This is a genomic window from Halocynthiibacter namhaensis (genome assembly GCF_000812685.1).
GTDB classification, from domain to species: Bacteria; Pseudomonadota; Alphaproteobacteria; order Rhodobacterales; family Rhodobacteraceae; genus Halocynthiibacter; species Halocynthiibacter namhaensis.
This window is the reverse complement of record NZ_JWIF01000012.1, coordinates 62,136-78,513: the sequence shown is the minus strand read 5'-3', so window position 1 is coordinate 78,513 and position 16,378 is coordinate 62,136. Positions and strand designations below refer to the sequence as shown.

16 protein-coding genes are annotated in these 16,378 nt (G+C 52.6%); 7 read left to right on the top strand and 9 right to left on the bottom strand.

The window, feature by feature from the left end; translation table 11 throughout:
* Window positions 1-11: 11 nt before the first annotated feature.
* From RJ38_RS01865 to RJ38_RS01855, 3 genes are read right to left on the bottom strand one after another with little or no spacing between them, the layout of a single operon-like run.
* Window positions 12-884, bottom strand: coding sequence for a F0F1 ATP synthase subunit gamma (locus RJ38_RS01865; protein ID WP_039017216.1), 873 nt, complete (start codon window positions 882-884; stop codon window positions 12-14).
* 19 nt (window positions 885-903) lie between these two features.
* Window positions 904-2,442 (bottom strand): F0F1 ATP synthase subunit alpha, encoded by a 1,539-nt coding sequence (gene atpA / locus RJ38_RS01860; protein WP_039017215.1) that lies wholly within the window; start codon window positions 2,440-2,442, stop codon window positions 904-906.
* Window positions 2,442-3,008, bottom strand: coding sequence for a F0F1 ATP synthase subunit delta (locus RJ38_RS01855; RefSeq protein ID WP_039017269.1), 567 nt, complete (start codon window positions 3,006-3,008; stop codon window positions 2,442-2,444). Before RJ38_RS01855 ends, atpA begins: the two co-directional genes overlap by 1 nt.
* A gap of 199 nt (window positions 3,009-3,207) precedes the next feature.
* On the opposite strand from RJ38_RS01855, the gene RJ38_RS18730 reads away from it, so the two are divergent.
* On the top strand, window positions 3,208-4,044 hold the full coding sequence (locus RJ38_RS18730) for a hypothetical protein (RefSeq protein ID WP_156121720.1): 837 nt from the start codon (window positions 3,208-3,210) through the stop codon (window positions 4,042-4,044).
* Here RJ38_RS18730 and RJ38_RS01850 read toward each other — a convergent pair.
* Together RJ38_RS01850 and RJ38_RS01845 are read right to left on the bottom strand one after the other, a co-directional pair.
* Window positions 3,976-4,797 carry a methyltransferase domain-containing protein gene (locus RJ38_RS01850; protein WP_052245132.1) on the bottom strand — a complete coding sequence of 274 codons (822 nt, stop codon included), beginning with the start codon at window positions 4,795-4,797 and terminating at the stop codon, window positions 3,976-3,978. The genes RJ38_RS18730 and RJ38_RS01850 overlap by 69 nt on opposite strands.
* A gap of 65 nt (window positions 4,798-4,862) precedes the next feature.
* Window positions 4,863-5,516 carry a DUF938 domain-containing protein gene (locus RJ38_RS01845; protein ID WP_039017214.1) on the bottom strand — a complete coding sequence of 218 codons (654 nt, stop codon included), beginning with the start codon at window positions 5,514-5,516 and terminating at the stop codon, window positions 4,863-4,865.
* A gap of 87 nt (window positions 5,517-5,603) precedes the next feature.
* Between RJ38_RS01845 and gloB the strand changes: the two genes are divergently transcribed.
* A complete protein-coding gene (gene gloB / locus RJ38_RS01840; RefSeq protein WP_039017213.1) occupies window positions 5,604-6,374 on the top strand; it encodes a hydroxyacylglutathione hydrolase in 771 nt (256 codons plus the stop codon).
* Window positions 6,375-6,605: 231 nt separating this feature from the next.
* Entirely contained in the window at window positions 6,606-8,933 is a 2,328-nt protein-coding gene (clpA, locus tag RJ38_RS01835) for an ATP-dependent Clp protease ATP-binding subunit ClpA (protein ID WP_039017212.1), read from the top strand.
* Between the two features lie 95 nt (window positions 8,934-9,028).
* Here the strand turns inward: clpA and RJ38_RS01830 are convergent, their stop codons facing one another.
* Complete coding sequence (locus tag RJ38_RS01830) at window positions 9,029-9,475, bottom strand: Lrp/AsnC family transcriptional regulator (protein ID WP_039017211.1); 447 nt, start codon at window positions 9,473-9,475, stop codon at window positions 9,029-9,031.
* 140 nt (window positions 9,476-9,615) lie between these two features.
* On the opposite strand from RJ38_RS01830, the gene RJ38_RS01825 reads away from it, so the two are divergent.
* The gene (locus RJ38_RS01825; RefSeq protein ID WP_039017210.1) at window positions 9,616-10,686 is read left to right on the top strand and encodes an ornithine cyclodeaminase; all 1,071 of its coding nucleotides are present in this window, start codon (window positions 9,616-9,618) and stop codon (window positions 10,684-10,686) included.
* 5 nt (window positions 10,687-10,691) lie between these two features.
* On the top strand, window positions 10,692-11,606 hold the full coding sequence (gene ctlX / locus RJ38_RS01820) for a citrulline utilization hydrolase CtlX (protein ID WP_420319408.1): 915 nt from the start codon (window positions 10,692-10,694) through the stop codon (window positions 11,604-11,606).
* Between the two features lie 21 nt (window positions 11,607-11,627).
* Here the strand turns inward: ctlX and RJ38_RS01815 are convergent, their stop codons facing one another.
* Window positions 11,628-13,295 carry an ABC transporter permease gene (locus RJ38_RS01815; RefSeq protein WP_052245131.1) on the bottom strand — a complete coding sequence of 556 codons (1,668 nt, stop codon included), beginning with the start codon at window positions 13,293-13,295 and terminating at the stop codon, window positions 11,628-11,630.
* Between the two features lie 130 nt (window positions 13,296-13,425).
* Here RJ38_RS01815 and RJ38_RS01810 point away from each other — a divergent pair, with 130 nt between their 5' ends.
* Window positions 13,426-14,304: a hypothetical protein gene (locus tag RJ38_RS01810; protein ID WP_039017208.1), complete on the top strand. Its 879-nt coding sequence runs from the start codon at window positions 13,426-13,428 to the stop codon at window positions 14,302-14,304.
* 18 nt (window positions 14,305-14,322) lie between these two features.
* Here RJ38_RS01810 and RJ38_RS01805 read toward each other — a convergent pair whose 3' ends face one another.
* The gene (locus RJ38_RS01805) at window positions 14,323-14,583 is read right to left on the bottom strand and encodes a DUF2312 domain-containing protein (protein WP_039017207.1); all 261 of its coding nucleotides are present in this window, start codon (window positions 14,581-14,583) and stop codon (window positions 14,323-14,325) included.
* Window positions 14,584-14,717: 134 nt separating this feature from the next.
* Between RJ38_RS01805 and RJ38_RS01800 the strand changes: the two genes are divergently transcribed.
* A complete protein-coding gene (locus RJ38_RS01800; protein WP_039017206.1) occupies window positions 14,718-14,933 on the top strand; it encodes a hypothetical protein in 216 nt (71 codons plus the stop codon).
* A 12-nt stretch (window positions 14,934-14,945) separates the two neighbouring features.
* Here the strand turns inward: RJ38_RS01800 and RJ38_RS17925 are convergent, their stop codons facing one another.
* Entirely contained in the window at window positions 14,946-16,286 is a 1,341-nt protein-coding gene (locus RJ38_RS17925; protein ID WP_052245130.1) for a FliM/FliN family flagellar motor switch protein, read from the bottom strand.
* Between the last annotated feature and the right edge of the window lie 92 nt (window positions 16,287-16,378).

The window sequence follows — 16,378 nt, the reverse complement described above, 5'->3', positions numbered from 1 at the left end:
GTCTCCGATTTCTAGAGCGCTTCAGCGCCCGAAATGATTTCAATTAGCTCGTTTGTGATCACTGCCTGACGGGATCGGTTGTACTGAATGGTCAGTTTGTCGATCATGTCGCCTGCGTTGCGTGTCGCGTTGTCCATAGCGGACATACGCGCACCCTGTTCAGAGGCGCCGTTCTCAAGCAGAGCCGCGAAGATTTGCGTGGCAACGCCGCGCGGCAGAAGATCCGCGAGGATTGCTTCTTCTTCTGGCTCGTAATCATAGAGCGTTGCTTCTTCACCCGATGCATCCTCAAAGGAGGCAGGGATGATTTGGCTTGCGGTCGGGATCTGGCTGATCACGGACTGGAAGCGGTTGTAGAAGATCGTTGCCACGTCAAATTCACCACCGTCGAAACGGCTTAGAACGTCTTTGGCAATGTCATGCGCATTGGCATAACCCAATTTCTTGACCTCAGAGAGGTCAACATGGTCAATCATCACGCTTTCAAAATCGCGTTTCAGCTGTTCACGGCCTTTTTTGCCTACAGTCAGCATCTTCACAGTTTTGCCAGCGGCTTGCAGCTTTTGAGCATGCGCACGCGCCAGTTTCACGATGGTTGAGTTGAAGCCGCCACACAGGCCGCGTTCAGACGTCATAACCACCAGAAGATGAACCTGATCCGCACCCGTGCCCGAAAGCAATTTAGGTGCAGAATCTGATCCGCCAACCGAGGCCGCCAACCCACCCAGAACCGCATTCATGCGATCTGCGTAGGGACGACCTGCTTCGGCTGCTTCCTGTGCCCGCCGCAGCTTAGCTGCGGCGACCATTTGCATAGCCTTCGTGATCTTACGAGTGTTCTTAACACTCCCGATCCGATTTTTAAGGTCCTTCAGGTTTGGCATTTAAATATCCAGTCCCGGGTTAAGCGAAATCAGCGGCGAATTCGTCTAGCGCTGCTTTGATCTTGTCAGCCAACTCACCTTTAACCTTACGGTCATTTTCGGTGATGTCTGCCAGAAGGTCAGCGTGCTTAGAACGCAAGTGGTTCAGCATGCCTGCTTCGTAGCGACCAACATCGGATACTTCGATTTTGTCGAGGTAGCCGTTGGTGCCAGCATAGATGACGCAAACGATTTCAGAGTTGGTCAGCGGTGAATACTGTGGCTGTTTCATCAGCTCAGTCAGACGCGCACCACGTGCCAGCAGCTGCTGGGTTGCGGCGTCAAGGTCGGAACCGAACTGCGCAAATGCAGCCATCTCACGGTATTGAGCCAGAGACAGTTTAACCGGACCAGCAACAGAAGACATCGCTTTGGTTTGCGCGGATGAACCCACACGAGAAACCGACAGACCAGTGTTCACAGCAGGACGGATGCCCTGGTAGAACAGTTCTGTTTCAAGGAAGATCTGACCGTCGGTGATGGAGATCACGTTGGTTGGAATAAACGCAGAAACGTCACCACCTTGAGTTTCGATCACTGGCAGAGCAGTCAAAGAACCGGAACCGTTATCCTCATTGAGTTTTGAAGAACGTTCCAGAAGTCTGGAGTGAAGATAGAACACGTCACCTGGGTATGCTTCGCGTCCGGGTGGGCGACGCAGAAGAAGTGACATCTGACGATAAGAAACCGCTTGCTTGGAAAGGTCATCATAGATGATCAAAGCGTGACGGCCATTATCGCGGAAGTGTTCCGCCATGGATGTCGCAGCATAAGGTGCCAGGAACTGCATAGGCGCAGGGTCAGAAGCGGTCGCGGCAACAACAGTTGTGTATTCGATCGCACCGGATTCTTCCAGTTTCTTCACCAGCTGTGCAACGGTTGAACGCTTTTGGCCAATCGCAACATAGATACAGTAAAGCTTCTTGCTTTCGTCGTCGCCAGCAGCCTCGTTATAAGACTTTTGGTTCAGGATCGCATCAAGAGCGATCGCTGTTTTACCAGTCTGACGGTCACCAATGATCAATTCGCGCTGGCCACGGCCAACTGGGATCATCGCATCAACGGATTTCAGACCAGTCGCCATTGGCTCGTGAACTGATTTACGTGGGATAATGCCCGGTGCTTTTTGATCAGCAATCGCACGTGTGGTGGTTTTGATTGGGCCTTTGCCATCGATCGGGTTACCCAGACCGTCAACAACGCGACCAAGCAATGCGTCACCAGTTGGAACGTCCACAATCGCGTTGGTACGCTTAACTGTGTCGCCTTCTTTAATGTCACGGTCAGAACCGAAAATAACAACACCAACGTTGTCAGTTTCAAGGTTCAACGCCATGCCGCGAATCCCACCAGGGAATTCGACCATTTCACCAGCTTGGATGTTATCCAAACCGTGTACACGCGCGATACCGTCACCAACGGAGAGCACACGGCCCACCTCGGCAACTTCGGCGTCCTGGCCAAAGTTTTTGATCTGCTCCTTAAGGATCGCAGAGATTTCGGCTGCCTGGATTCCCATTATCCGACCTCTTTCATTGAATTCTGGAGTGCTGCGAGTTTGGAGGCAACCGAGCTATCGATCATCTGCGAACCCACTTTAATAACAAGACCACCGATGAGAGCGTCATCTACGGTCGCGTTGATTTTTACATCTTTACCGACAGTGCCCTTAAGCACTTTGGCAAGCTTTTCTGACTGGGCTTTGGTCAGCGCCTTAGCACTGGTTATGTCCGCAGTCACTTCGCCTTTTGCATCCGCAATCATTGCGCGCAGCGCATTGATCAAATGTGGAAGCACGAACAAACGACGCTTAGAAGCCATCAGGCTTAGCGCATTTGCAACAGCAGGCGAAAGTTTCATCTTTTTAGCGATGGCGCCCACAGAGGCACCTTGCTCTTCGCGGGTGTAAACCGGCGAATAGATAAGATCGGCGAATTCGCCGTTTTCTGCAAGAAGTACGCCCAGCGCATCAAGATCGCTTTCCAGCGGCTTGAGTTTCTTGCTTTCATTGGCCAATTCAAAAATGGCCGTGGCATAGCGGTTTGCAATGCCAGTTGAGACAGAAGCAGATTCAGACACGTCCACCCTTCCGATGTCATAAGCTTGCGCCATCCAGGGTGAACGGCAAACAAGCGGCGTGAAGCGCGCGGGGGTCCCTGCGCACGAAATCGAGATCGATGTAACAGAGGCGACCCGTTGTCGCAAGATGGTTTGCGCTATCTGTTTGCGTCAAGCCTTTACTTTTTGGCAAGGAAACAGGAACTCTCTGCAAGGGTGCGACGTATTGTCAGCATTTTTCGTCATTCTTGCAGCGCGATACGCAATCGAGCCGAACAAACGATTCCCCACTGACTGCGCAATCTGGTTAGATGTGCCTATTCCAACCCGGCGCTCTAAAGTTCTGAGTTCACCTGTTGCAAAGGCATATCGCAAGATGAAAATTATCATTCTTCCCGGTCTTGACGGAACCGATACATTGCGGCGGGATTTCTGTGACGCGCTTGCGCCCCAAATCGACGCCAAATGTCTTAGCTATCCTGTAGACGTCACCACATATGCTGATCTGTTGCCGATGGTTCAATCACAGCTATCAAAAGTGGAAGGCAACTATATTCTGGTCGCCGAATCTTTCTCAGGCCCCCTCGCCTTACAAATCACAGCCAGTAAGCCCGCCAATCTGAAGGCAGTTATATTTATCGTAAGCTTCCCAAGCTCGCCCCGCACTCTACCCTCGATCCTCGGCAAGATTACGGCCTGGATGCCCCCTACGTTTTGGGGCATCCGCCATATTATTGATTGGTTTGGATTCGGGAAATGGGGAAGCCCTGATCTGAGCCAATCACTTTTACAGGTCTTAAAAGCAGTACCACCAACGGTGTTGGCCCAGCGGTTAGAACAGGTCTTGCAATGTAATGAAGTTGCGAGACTTCAAAACAGCTCGATCCCCATGTTTTCTATTGAAGCCAGCCACGACAGACTCGTCTCAGGCAGGGCATGCAATGAATTTCCAAACGCAGGCGTTGAGACCTGCCATGTTGAAGGACCACATTTCTTACTTCAAGCCCGCCCCAACAACGTCGCCCGCCAGGTTCTTCTCTTTTGTAGCCGCCTCGGGCTTTGAACGCCCAATCGGTTTCACTTCAGGTGCCACCAGGCCCTCTAACACACGCAAAGGTTTGCGGGCGCGACTGACAAGGCCAGGGGGGCGTGGGGCGAGCGTTTGTTTTTTAGCCTCAACCAATAACACACCACCAGCCAGCCAAGGGGCCGCGCGGCCGAAGCCTTCCCACAGCCCTGTGCTGCGCAGCCAAAACCGTTTCTCGCTGGGCGGGGCAAAAAGGGCCGATAGATGACGCCCCGGTATAAAGTCGTGGTCCTTAAGCTGGGCCTCAAGTTGGCTGTTGCTATAGGGGCGACCATAACCAAAAGGCGTGCCGTCGCGCCGCGCCCAAAGGCCCGCACGGTTTGGCACGACAAAGATCGCACGCCCACCGGGACCAAGCACGCGCCAGCATTCATCCAGCAATGTCTTAGGGCGATCAGATGTTTCAAGCCCATGCATGACAATCAGGCGATCAACAGAACCGGTTTCAAGCGGCCACATGGTTTCTTCAGATAGAACCGCGACATTCGCCTCACCCGCGGGCCAGGACATGACGCCTTGTTGCGCAGGCATAAGCCCAATCACACGCCGTGCCGTTGGCAGGTATGGGCGCAACAAAGGCACGGCAAAGCCAAAGCCAACCACCGTTTGCCCTTGAACATCTTGTGGCGACCAAAGCTGTTTCACGCGATCGCGCACACCTTTTTGCGCCGCACGCCCCAACAGGCTGCGATAATAGAACTCTCTCAGATCAAGTACATCAAGATGCATTGGAAACCTTTTCGCAACTGCGCAAAGAACAGCTTAATATATAGCGCGTGAATTGCCAGAGGGTATTAAGCCCTTCGCGCGTGCAAGATAAGATTGTTCGCAGGCATCTTGATTTCACAAGGATCGACAAGCCCTGCCAGGTTAAGCTGTTCTTGCACCCAATGCGCATCCTTATAGCCGATATCAGGGTCTTGTGATGTCAGCCTTGCGTGGAAATCCGCATCCCCCGCGCTGCGGAATGCGCCGTGATCCCGAAACGGTCCATAGACCATCACACGTCCCCCGGGTTTCAAAGCACCGGCCATGCCTGCCAAGACGTTGGCTGCATCCGCAGTCGAGATCAGATGTAGCAGATTGACCACATATATGAAATCATAGCGCGTCGGGTGATCACCCCAGCCAGAAATCGCGTCAAATGCCTGAACATCCCGCAGATTTGAAAGCCCGGCCTGCGCGGCCCAAGCCCGGACACTGTCATGACGTTCCTCCGAAACATCACTGGGATGCCATGTCAGGCCCGGCCATTGCGCGGCGAAATCAGCGATATGCTGACCTGTCCCACTGGCGAGCTCAAGCACATTGCCTTGTTCAGGCAAAATGTCAGAAAGCACTGCTTTAATATGTGGCATATTGCGGGCGGCAGATGGTGCGTTCAAACGACCATCATTTTCGACGTCTTTTAAATGTGGGCTGTCCGGCAGAACGAGAGGTTTCTTCATGGGGGATTCCTTTTGCGTAGACCATCTGTTGCACCTCGCTTGGATTTGGGCAAGTCTGAGCGGATACTCTTTCGCGAAGGATCCGCCATGTCTCTGGAAATCGTCACCCTGCCCGCCCTCACGGATAACTATTTCTCTCTGATCCATAACCCGCAAACCGGTGAGACAACCTTGGTGGATGCCCCAGATGCAAAACCTATAACAGCTGCCTTGGCTGAACGCGGCTGGAAGTTAACGCAAATTCTGTTGACCCATCACCACCCCGACCACATTGATGGCGCGATCGAGCTGCAACAACAATTTGGTGCCGAGATTGTCGGTGCGAAGGCCGATGTGCACCGCTTGCCCCCACTTGATCACGCGGTATCCGAAGGCGATAGCTTCACCGTTGCAGGTATATCTTGTTCTGTTATTGACGTATCCGGTCACACACTTGGCCATATTGCCTTTTATATGCCTGATCTCAATGCGGCTTTCACCGGGGACAGTTTGATGGCCTTTGGCTGTGGGCGGCTTTTTGAGGGCGACCCAGATGTCATGTATGAAAGCTTGCAAAAACTGGCAGCTCTTCCACATCACACTGTGATTTACTCGGGTCATGAATACAGTCAGGGAAATGGTGCCTTTGCCGCTGCCGTCGATGGCGACAATCCTGCAGTTCAGGCACGGATCATCGTTAATACTGAAAAACGTGCGCAGGGTCACGCCACGGGCGTGTCCACGTTGGCGCTCGAACTGGACAGCAACCCGTTTTTACGGTGCCATTTATCCGCACTTAAGACGTCAGCTGATTTGGCCGAGGATGCAGATCCAATGCAGGTTTTTGCCGCAATCCGTAAACGAAAAGATAATTTCTAAGCAGGACGGGCGCCAGTTTCTGCAAAACGGTTCGCCAAAAGCGGTATAATTATCATTCACACCCAAGAAATTTGTAGAAATTGGGGCATTGTGAAGAAAATTGATGAAAAAGCCCTTGTATCGGCCGCGATCACAACCGAACTTTAATACTAGAGCGGTCATGCTAACGGGAAGCGCTATCAAATCATTGTAGCGCCTGCCTGCGGCCAGAAGGATAAGGAGCCCATCGCCATGCCTTCATTTTCAGCGACACTTGAGCAGTCGATCCACGCAGCTTTGGCGCTTGCCAATACGCGCAAACACGAATTTGCCACGTTAGAACATTTACTTTTGGCCCTGGTCGATGAACCAGATGCGGCGCAAGTCATGCAAGCCTGTGAAGTGAACTTGGATGTTCTACGCGGTGAATTGCAAGATTTCATCGATGATGAATTGGCCAGCTTGATCACCGACACAGAAGGATCAGAAGCCGTTCCTACAGCTGCCTTCCAGCGCGTCATTCAACGTGCCGCAATCCATGTGCAATCCTCAGGCCGCACAGAAGTCACCGGCGCCAATGTGCTGGTTGCAATTTTCGCGGAACGCGAAAGCAATGCTGTGTTTTTCCTGCAGGCCCAAGACATGAGCCGCTATGACGCGGTGAATTTCATGGCACACGGCTTGGCGAAGGACCCTGACTTTAGCGAAGATCGCCCCCTGACCGGTGCAGCGATGTCAAATGACGAAGGCGAAGGTTTCTCGGGCGTCGAGCCAGAGGAAAAAGAAACCGCGTTGTCCAAATATTGCGTAGATCTCAACCAAAAGGCCGTTGATGGCGAAGTCGACCCTTTGATTGGCCGCGAACATGAAGTTGAGCGTTGCGTTCAAGTTCTGTGCCGTCGTCGTAAAAACAACCCCCTGTTGGTTGGTGATCCTGGTGTGGGTAAAACCGCAATTGCGGAAGGGCTCGCACGTAAAATTGTGCAGGGGGAAACACCCGAAATTCTATCAGAAACAACGATCTATTCACTCGACATGGGTGCGCTTCTGGCTGGCACGCGGTATCGTGGCGACTTTGAAGAGCGCCTAAAAGCCGTGATGACCGAACTGGAAGAGCATCCCAACGCCGTGCTGTTCATCGATGAAATCCACACGATCATTGGCGCGGGCGCGACCTCTGGTGGGGCAATGGATGCTTCCAATCTGCTGAAACCGGCTTTGCAAGGCGGTAAACTGCGTTGCATGGGTTCAACCACCTATAAAGAATTCCGTCAACATTTTGAAAAAGACCGCGCCCTCGTGCGCCGGTTCCAAAAAATCGACGTGAATGAGCCAAGCGTGCCGGATACGATCAAGATATTGAAGGGCATTAAGCCTTATTTTGAAGAACATCACGATATTCGCTATACGTTGGACGCGATCAAAACTGCGGTGGAACTTTCTGCGCGCTACATCACAGATCGCAAGCTGCCTGATAAGGCAATTGACGTGATTGACGAAGCTGGTGCCGCCCAACATTTGGTGCCCGAAAGCAAACGTCGCAAGACCATCGGCACCAAAGAAATCGAAGCCGTGGTCGCCAAGATTGCGCGCATCCCTGCGAAAAATGTCTCGAAGGATGATGCCGAAGTTCTGCGCGACCTTGAAAAATCCCTGAAACGGGTGGTCTTCGGGCAAGATACGGCGATCGAAGCTCTGTCCAGTGCAATCAAGCTGGCGCGTGCAGGCCTTCGAGAACCCGAAAAACCCATCGGGAACTATCTCTTTGCGGGTCCAACAGGTGTCGGTAAAACGGAAGTTGCCAAACAGCTTTCCAGCACTTTGGGTGTTGAAATGCTGCGCTTTGACATGTCCGAATACATGGAAAAACACGCGATTTCACGTCTCATTGGCGCCCCTCCCGGCTATGTTGGGTTCGATCAGGGCGGCCTGCTGACGGATGGTGTGGACCAGCATCCCCATTGCGTCTTGCTGCTTGACGAGATCGAGAAAGCCCACCCAGATGTGTTCAATATCCTGCTGCAGGTCATGGATAATGGCCAGCTGACCGATCACAATGGGCGCACCGTCGACTTCCGCAATGTCATTTTGATCATGACGTCAAACGCTGGTGCATCTGAACAAGCCAAAGAAGCCGTTGGTTTCGGTCGTGACCGTCGCGAAGGCGAAGACACCGCCGCGATTGAACGCACCTTTAGTCCCGAGTTCCGCAATCGCCTCGATGCCGTGGTCAGCTTTGCGCCCCTTGGTCGTGACGTGATCTTGAAAGTTGTCGAGAAATTCGTGCTTCAACTTGAGGCGCAGTTGATGGATCGCAACGTGACCTTCGAATTGTCTCGCCCCGCCGCACAATGGCTTGGCGAACGGGGCTATGACGAGAAAATGGGCGCACGTCCTCTCGGCCGTGTGATCCAAGAACACATCAAAAAGCCGTTGGCCGAAGAGCTGTTGTTTGGTTCTCTCGCAAAAGGTGGAGTTGTTCGCGTGGGCGTGAAAGACGGCGAATTGGATTTGCAAATCCTTACGCCCGAAACCAAGCAACTCTCGGGCAAGTCACCGCGTCTGCTCATTGCGGAATAAACTGCCAGACGGTCACAAAAACTGATGCAGACCAGTCACAGAAAGCAATCTGCGGCTGGTCTGCATTAACATTCCCTGAATGTTACAGGCGGCGATTAAACACTCGACAGCAATATGCTGGTCTCACTGTTGCGCACCCCGTCGATCAAGCGCACTTCACGCAACACACGATCAAAATCTTGTAAAGTTTCGACCCGAATATCTGCAATCAGGTCCCATTTTCCACTGGTGGTGTGCAAGACTTGCAATTCAGGTAGGCCACGCAAACGGCGGATCACTTGGGACGTATTTTTCCCCATTACTTCAATCATCATCACCGCTTGTATCGCACTTTGATCATAGTCCTCACGTACACGTGCGGTAAAGCCCAGCACCGCGCCGGTTGCAAGCAAGCGATCCATGCGGGTTTGTACTGTGCCCCGTGACACACCCATGATCTGAGCAAGCTTTGACACAGGTGCACGCCCATCTTGACGCAACAGGCCGATCAACATGCGGTCGTGGTCATCAAATATATGCTTTGCAGGGTGGTTTTCTGTCATGTTTCCGCTCATTTTTGCAATATATACAATGCCAGCACGCAATTTGCTAGTATAGCACCCTCAAAATCCGCAACTTTAATATATACCCTGCAATCTGCTGCGTAGATACTTGAGGAAACGACAAATCAAAGGATAACCTGATGTCCGTGCCCTCCCCTTCTGACCGCGCTTTTGTACCTTTCGTCAGCGTCGACAATATGATGCGACTGATTCACCATATTGGCATTGAAGACATGCTTTCTGGAATCGCTGACTACATTGAAGACGACTTCAAAAGATGGGAATTGTTCGACAAAACCCCACGCGTTGCGGCCCATTCCACCGAAGGTGTGATCGAATTAATGCCCACATCAGATGGCACAACATATGGTTTCAAATATGTGAACGGTCATCCCAAAAACACCAAAGAAGGCTTACAAACCGTGACCGCCTTTGGCCTATTGGCCGACGTGTATACGGGATATCCGGTTTTATTGACTGAAATGACCGTCTTAACGGCGTTGCGCACGGCGGCGACGTCCGCCGTGGTGGCAAAACATTTGGCGCCCAAGAACGCGCGCACAATGGCAATGATCGGCAATGGCGCGCAGTCCGAATTTCAGGCCCTCGCAATGAAGGTTATCTGCGGCATCGATACCCTGCGTCTATATGATGTTGATCCCGCAGCGACCGCAAAATTGTTGCGCAATCTGGACGGGCACGGAATGACTTTGGAACCTTGCAACAGTGCCGAAGATGCTGTTCAGGGTGCGGATATCATCACCACCTGCACGGCAGACAAGCAAAACGCCACTGTATTGAACGACAACATGGTTGGTGCCGGAATTCACATCAATGCCATCGGTGGTGACTGCCCGGGCAAGACAGAGTTGCAAAGCGACATCTTGAAGCGCGCTGACGTTTTCGTGGAATACCCACCACAGACCCGAATTGAAGGCGAAATCCAAAACATGCCTGAGGATTTCCCAGTTACCGAAATGTGGAAGGTGATCACTGGTCAAGAAAAGGGCCGGACCAGCGACCGTCAGATCACATTGTTTGACGGCGTTGGCTTCGCAACCGAGGATTTCTCTGCTCTGCGCTATATACGTGACCAACTGGAAGGCACCGAACTGTTCCAGCAGCTAGATCTGTTGGCGGACCCAGATGATCCGCGCGACCTTTTTGGCATGGTATTGCGCGCCACGCCCACCACAGGCACCGCTACATGAATCGCATGTCGGTGCAGGCCCCCAGTGCCGTGATTATGGTGCGGCCACACCATTTTACGGTGAATACAGAAACTGCGTCGGACAATGCGTTTCAATCTAACGTTATGTCCGACGCAGATCACACGGTCCGCGCCTATAAAGAACATACGACCGCGAGCGACATGCTGCGTGCCCAAGGGGTACGCGTGCACGTGTTTGAAGGAGATGACCCACAAACACCTGATTGCGTCTTTCCTAACAATTGGTTTTCCACCCATGCCGGGGGGCACGTCGCGGTCTTTCCCATGAAGGCACAGAACCGCCGATTGGAACGCCGGCACGATGTGCTTGAGATGTTGAAAACCGATTACCGCGTGCAAGATATCATCGATTATTCAGGTTTGGAACCTGATGGATTGTTCTTGGAAGGCACTGGGGCGATGGTTCTCGATCATATTGATCGGGTGGCGTATGCTGTGGAATCAGATCGCACAAATCCCATCGCGTTGGAACGTTTCTGCACGCATTTCAACTTTGAGCCTATGGTATTTGCGGCCGAGGACGATGCGGGCAGGTCAATCTATCACACCAATGTATTGATGTGCATCGGAACCCGTTTTGCCTTAGTTGGGACAAGCATGATTTCAGATCCGGCACGTCGGCGAGAGGTGATCAAACGATTGGAAACCTCTGGACGTCAGGTGATCGATTTGACCACTGTGCAGATCGGAAAGTTTGCAGGAAATGCGATCGAATTGATGGGCAAGGATGGCCCTATCTTGGCTCTGTCACAAACCGCCTATGATGTCCTAACATTGGAGCAGCGCAATCAGATCTCGGCCTATGTTGAGATGTTGCCGCTGGCCATTCCGACAATTGAAATGGCTGGGGGATCTGTGCGTTGCACCATCGCAGGTATTCATCTCGCACCACGCAACTGATTGAAGGTTGCACCTCGTCCGCTATCGACTTGCGCGGGCGAGGATCATTACGGCACAAAGCCCTGTTAAAATAACCAACATCGCAGCTGGGGCGGCTTGTTCAAGGTTTTCAAGAGACGCCTGTTCATAAACCCGTGTCGCTAATGTGTTGAAATTGAACGGCCGAAGCAGCAAGGTCGCGGGCAATTCCTTGGCACAATCTACAAAAACCAACAAGATCGCTGTGGTCACGGACCCCCGGATCAATGGTGCGTGTACATCCCGTAAAACCCCAACATCTGAACGCCCAAGCGAACGCGCTGCCATCGGAAAACTTGGCGAAACCCTACCCAAAGCGGAGTCCGCCGCCCCCTGTGCAATTGCAAAAAACCGGACACTATATGCAAAGATCAACGCCACCGCAGTTCCAGTCAACAGCAACCCTGGCTCATAGCCTGTAATGGCCACAATGGTATCGGCTAAGATGTGATCAAAAGCCGCCAAAGGGATCAATATTCCCACCGCTAAAACGGCCCCAGGGGCGGCATATCCGACGGTGGTTAACGGTAGCAGCAGCCGTGGCAAGCGCTTCCCACTCAGCCGGACACCATACACCATGAACAACGCGGCCGTGACCGTGATCAATCCTGCGGACATGCCAGTGAAGACGGTATTCCACAGGGCTTCAATCAGGGAACGATCCAACCAAAACGCATAATTTTTAGCGCTGTGCCATGAAATGACCCCCACAGGCAGTAGGAAGCCAACACAGAATGGCACCAGACAAAACGCCAAAGCCAAGGCCGCATGCGTGCCGGACAGCTGTGTTTGAATCACAGGCCGGGAATTTCGTGCAGAGTTGTGATATCGATGTTTACGGCGACTAATGCGTTCCGATCCTGACAGCAACAACACCAACATCAGCACAACGACAGCAATCTGGGCCGCGCCCCCTGCGTTGTTGCTTTCCAACCATGTGGTAAAGATCCCGGTCGTCAAAGTTTGCACGGCGAAGAATTCGACCGTTCCAAAATCGGCAACAGTTTCCATCATCACGACCGCACAACTGGCCGCAAGTGCGGGGCGAGCAAGTGGCAAGCCAACGCGAAAAAACCGGGCGAATGGCCCAACGCCAAGCGCACGCGCGACATCATATCCAGCGGCAGATTGTTCCCGAAAAGCGGACCTCGTCAACAGATATACATAGGGATACAGCGCGCCTGCCAACACGATGATGGCCGCACCACGAGATCGGATGTCTGGAAACCAATAATCGCGCGAGGTCGCCCAACCAAAGATGTCGCGCAACAAAGTCTGCACCGGCCCGGAATATTCCAAAAAATCGACCAATGCATATGCACCGACGTAAGCGGGAATGGCCAATGGCAGCAACAGCAACCACTCAAGCATACGTGCGCCAGGAAATTTATACATGACAATCAACCATGCAGCCCCAATCCCGGTAGCCCCGGCCAGTATCCCGACTGACAACATCAAAACCAAGGTGTTTGTGAAATATCGCGGCAATGTTGTCGAAAGAAGATGTGGCCAAATGTTTTCCGTAGGGAAAAACGCAAGATAGACGACTGCCAAGACAGGCAAAATCACAAAGGTCGCGATGCAAAAGGCACCAAGAGACCAGATAGAAAAACCACCTTTGAAAGGTATTTTTCCCCGCACTGCGGTGCTAACCGTTTTAGAATTGCCCATAGTTTCGTAATTCAAGGCTTCACCACCTGTTTCCCTCGGGTTTTTTGTGCTTATACTGCCGCAACAACCACCACACCAGCACAGTTTGGTCGCACAGGTGGCACATTAATAAAGAGGTCGCGGGTTTAAGATGAAAATTGCTATTCACATTGGTGCCCACACAACCGATGGCGATCACCTGTTAAAAAGCCTGTTGAAGGATAAAGAACGCCTTCTCAACAGCGGTGTTCTCGTTCCTGGCCCTGGCAAATACCGTCGTCACCTCCGCGAAGCCTTGGCCTACGCTGAAGATGTCGACCTGACAGAGAATCAAGCTCAAGAAATTCTAGACACGATTCTGGAAGGGGCAACGCCTGATCGGCTGGTGCTGTCTGCCCCAAACTTCTTGGGTTTTCCTAAACTCGCCGTGGAAAACAACCGACTTTATCCACACGCCCATTCTCGCATGGAAACCTTAATGGGTATTTTGCCTGCAAAAGAAAAAGAATTGCACCTGTCCATCTGCAATCCCGTGGTTTTGCTCCCCATGCTGATCAAACAAGGTACAGCAAAGACAACCAGCCACGCCATCTTACATTCTGACCCCCGTCAGCTAAAATGGTCCGAGTTGATTAGAAGATTGCGCGAACAATGCCCTGACAACCATTTGGTTGTGTGGTGTTCTGAAGATACGCCACTTATTTGGCCAGAAATAATGCTGTCTGTTGCTGGTTTGGCTGCCAATGCAACCTTGTTGCAAGGCGGAGATGACATATTGGCTGAAATCATGTCACCAGATGGATTACAGCGATACCAAGCATATATGAAGGCGCGCGCGCCCATGTCACAGCAACAGCAAAGCGCGGTTGCGGCTGCTTTCTTGGACAAATTTTCAATCTCAGGCGCGCTTGAACAAGAAATTGATATTCCGGGATGGACTGATGCGTTGGTGGAAGAAGCAACCAACGCCTACGAGGAAGACCTCGCGCTTATCATGCAGATGCCAGATGTAGATATGATCCTGCCATAAACGGCAGGATCATATTGATTAGCTCATTCCAAGCGCTTCTTTGTACATCTCAAGAACCGCTTCTTCTTCGGCGATGTCATCAGGTTCGCGTTTGCGCAATGCGATGACTTTACGCAGCACTTTCGTGTCGTACCCACGTCCTTTAGCTTCAGCCATCACTTCTTTTTGTTGTTCTGCGATGTCTTTTTTTTCGGCCTCAAGCCGCTCAATACGCTCGATAAACTGGCGTAGTTCATCCGCCGTTACCCGGTAGCTCGAATCTGAGGTCATATCATTCATTACAGCGTCCTTTGCTTAAGGCCTTCTGATTACCCTGCCACGTCCTGCGCTGCAAGAGGCCCAAGAGACACCGGCGAGGTTGCGCACGCAGCGAAGGCACAGTAGAGGAATACGATCTTTAGACGGAGAAACACATGTCATTTGTAATCTGGCCTGGTGCCGCCATTTCTTTTCTCGGCCTTTGCGGAATCATCTGGTGCATTGTGCAAGCGATGAAGGCTCGCAAATCCGGGCTAGACGACGAGGCCATGCGCAAGCGACTGCAAACCATCGTCACCGTCAACCTATCGGCCTTGGCACTGTCCGGTATCGGCCTGATGATGGTCGTTGTTGGCGTGATCTTGAGCTAGTCGACACGAAAATCACGACGGGAGTGGCGGCAACCCAGGAAGATCAGGCAAGTCTGATAAATCAGGTAATCCCGGCAAATCACTTCCAGCTTCACCACCACCAGCCATTGCGGGCAAGTCTGGCAGACCGCCGCCCCCCGGAAGATCGGGCAGCCCGAAATCCATTTCAGCTGGCGGCATAGCGCTGTCGCCTGCAATGCCAGGAAGACTTGGTAAATCAGGCAAGCCCCCCGCATTTGAACCAATATCAGGTAAGCCGCCCGGCAATTCAGGCGGGACGCCACCAAGCGCCGCCATCGGTGAAGCGTCTTGCGTTCCAGCTACAGGGCCTCCAGGTGGTAACCCGAGGGATAAACCAGATGGCGGCGGGTTTAGCGCTGTATTTGACAGAGCGCCCTGTGCGTCCCCGACAGGCACTCCGAAACCATTTGTTTCTGTGTTGCGTATACTCGCGTTCTCACCTCTGGATGACGTCATGCGTATCGCACGCTGACCTGACGCTTGGCCAAGCCGGGCCGTCCCCACAACACGGTTGCCACTGTCGACCACTGTAAGCGCTTCGATTTGCGGCCCGGGGACATCAATTCTGTGTCCAACTTTCAACGACATCAGCCATGACAACGGCACCCGAGCTTGGTGAAGTATCGCCGTCAACTGCACCGTACTTTCCAACACAGACGCCCGCAATCCGCCCTGCCAATCTTCATGTTCTGGGCCGACGTGACCATCGGTGGTCGCGCTGCGAACGCTATCAGGCAGGGCCAGCCACAACATCCCTGTCTTGGCCCCGTCCCCAAGTTCGACTTTGCAAGCGTAGAAAAGATATCGCGTTTCCTCAAGTGTCATCGCAAGTTTGCGCCGGTCATTCACCTTGCGCAAGAAACGATACCCATAGAACCAAGGGCCGCGCCCATCGGCATCAAGCAGCAATTCCAGCATATCGAAGACGCGATCGATGAAGGGTTCACACATTTGCCCATCCGTGATGGTCCAGGGCCGAACCACAGCAGGGATCGCACTGATCTGGCCGGTGGTCTGGGTCTCGATCAAAGCAGCCAGCAATTGCGGGTCAACAGCGGCAAGCCCCTGCGCCCCGTCTTTGGCAGCCAAGATTGTCACAAGAGAATCTTCTGGAATGGCTTCCATCATTGTTTGCGTTTCCAAGACCCCTTCTTTGGTTTCTTTCACTGTCAAACGCATATTCAATTCAAGCTCTGCGGCTTTGGGCAAAGCGGCCTTCAACGCCAATACCGGGTTCATACGTTTTGCAGACCCGACAAGCCTGCGTGACGACATTTTGCGCATCACCGAAACTTCGCCGCCATCTTGTTCTTTGCTGTCCGTTTCAGACATCTGCCAACCCTTACTGCATGTCCCATCAGCATCGACAAACAGAGTTACCAATTGGTTACCAAATCAAAGTATTCCCTGCGGTAGTGGCTGCA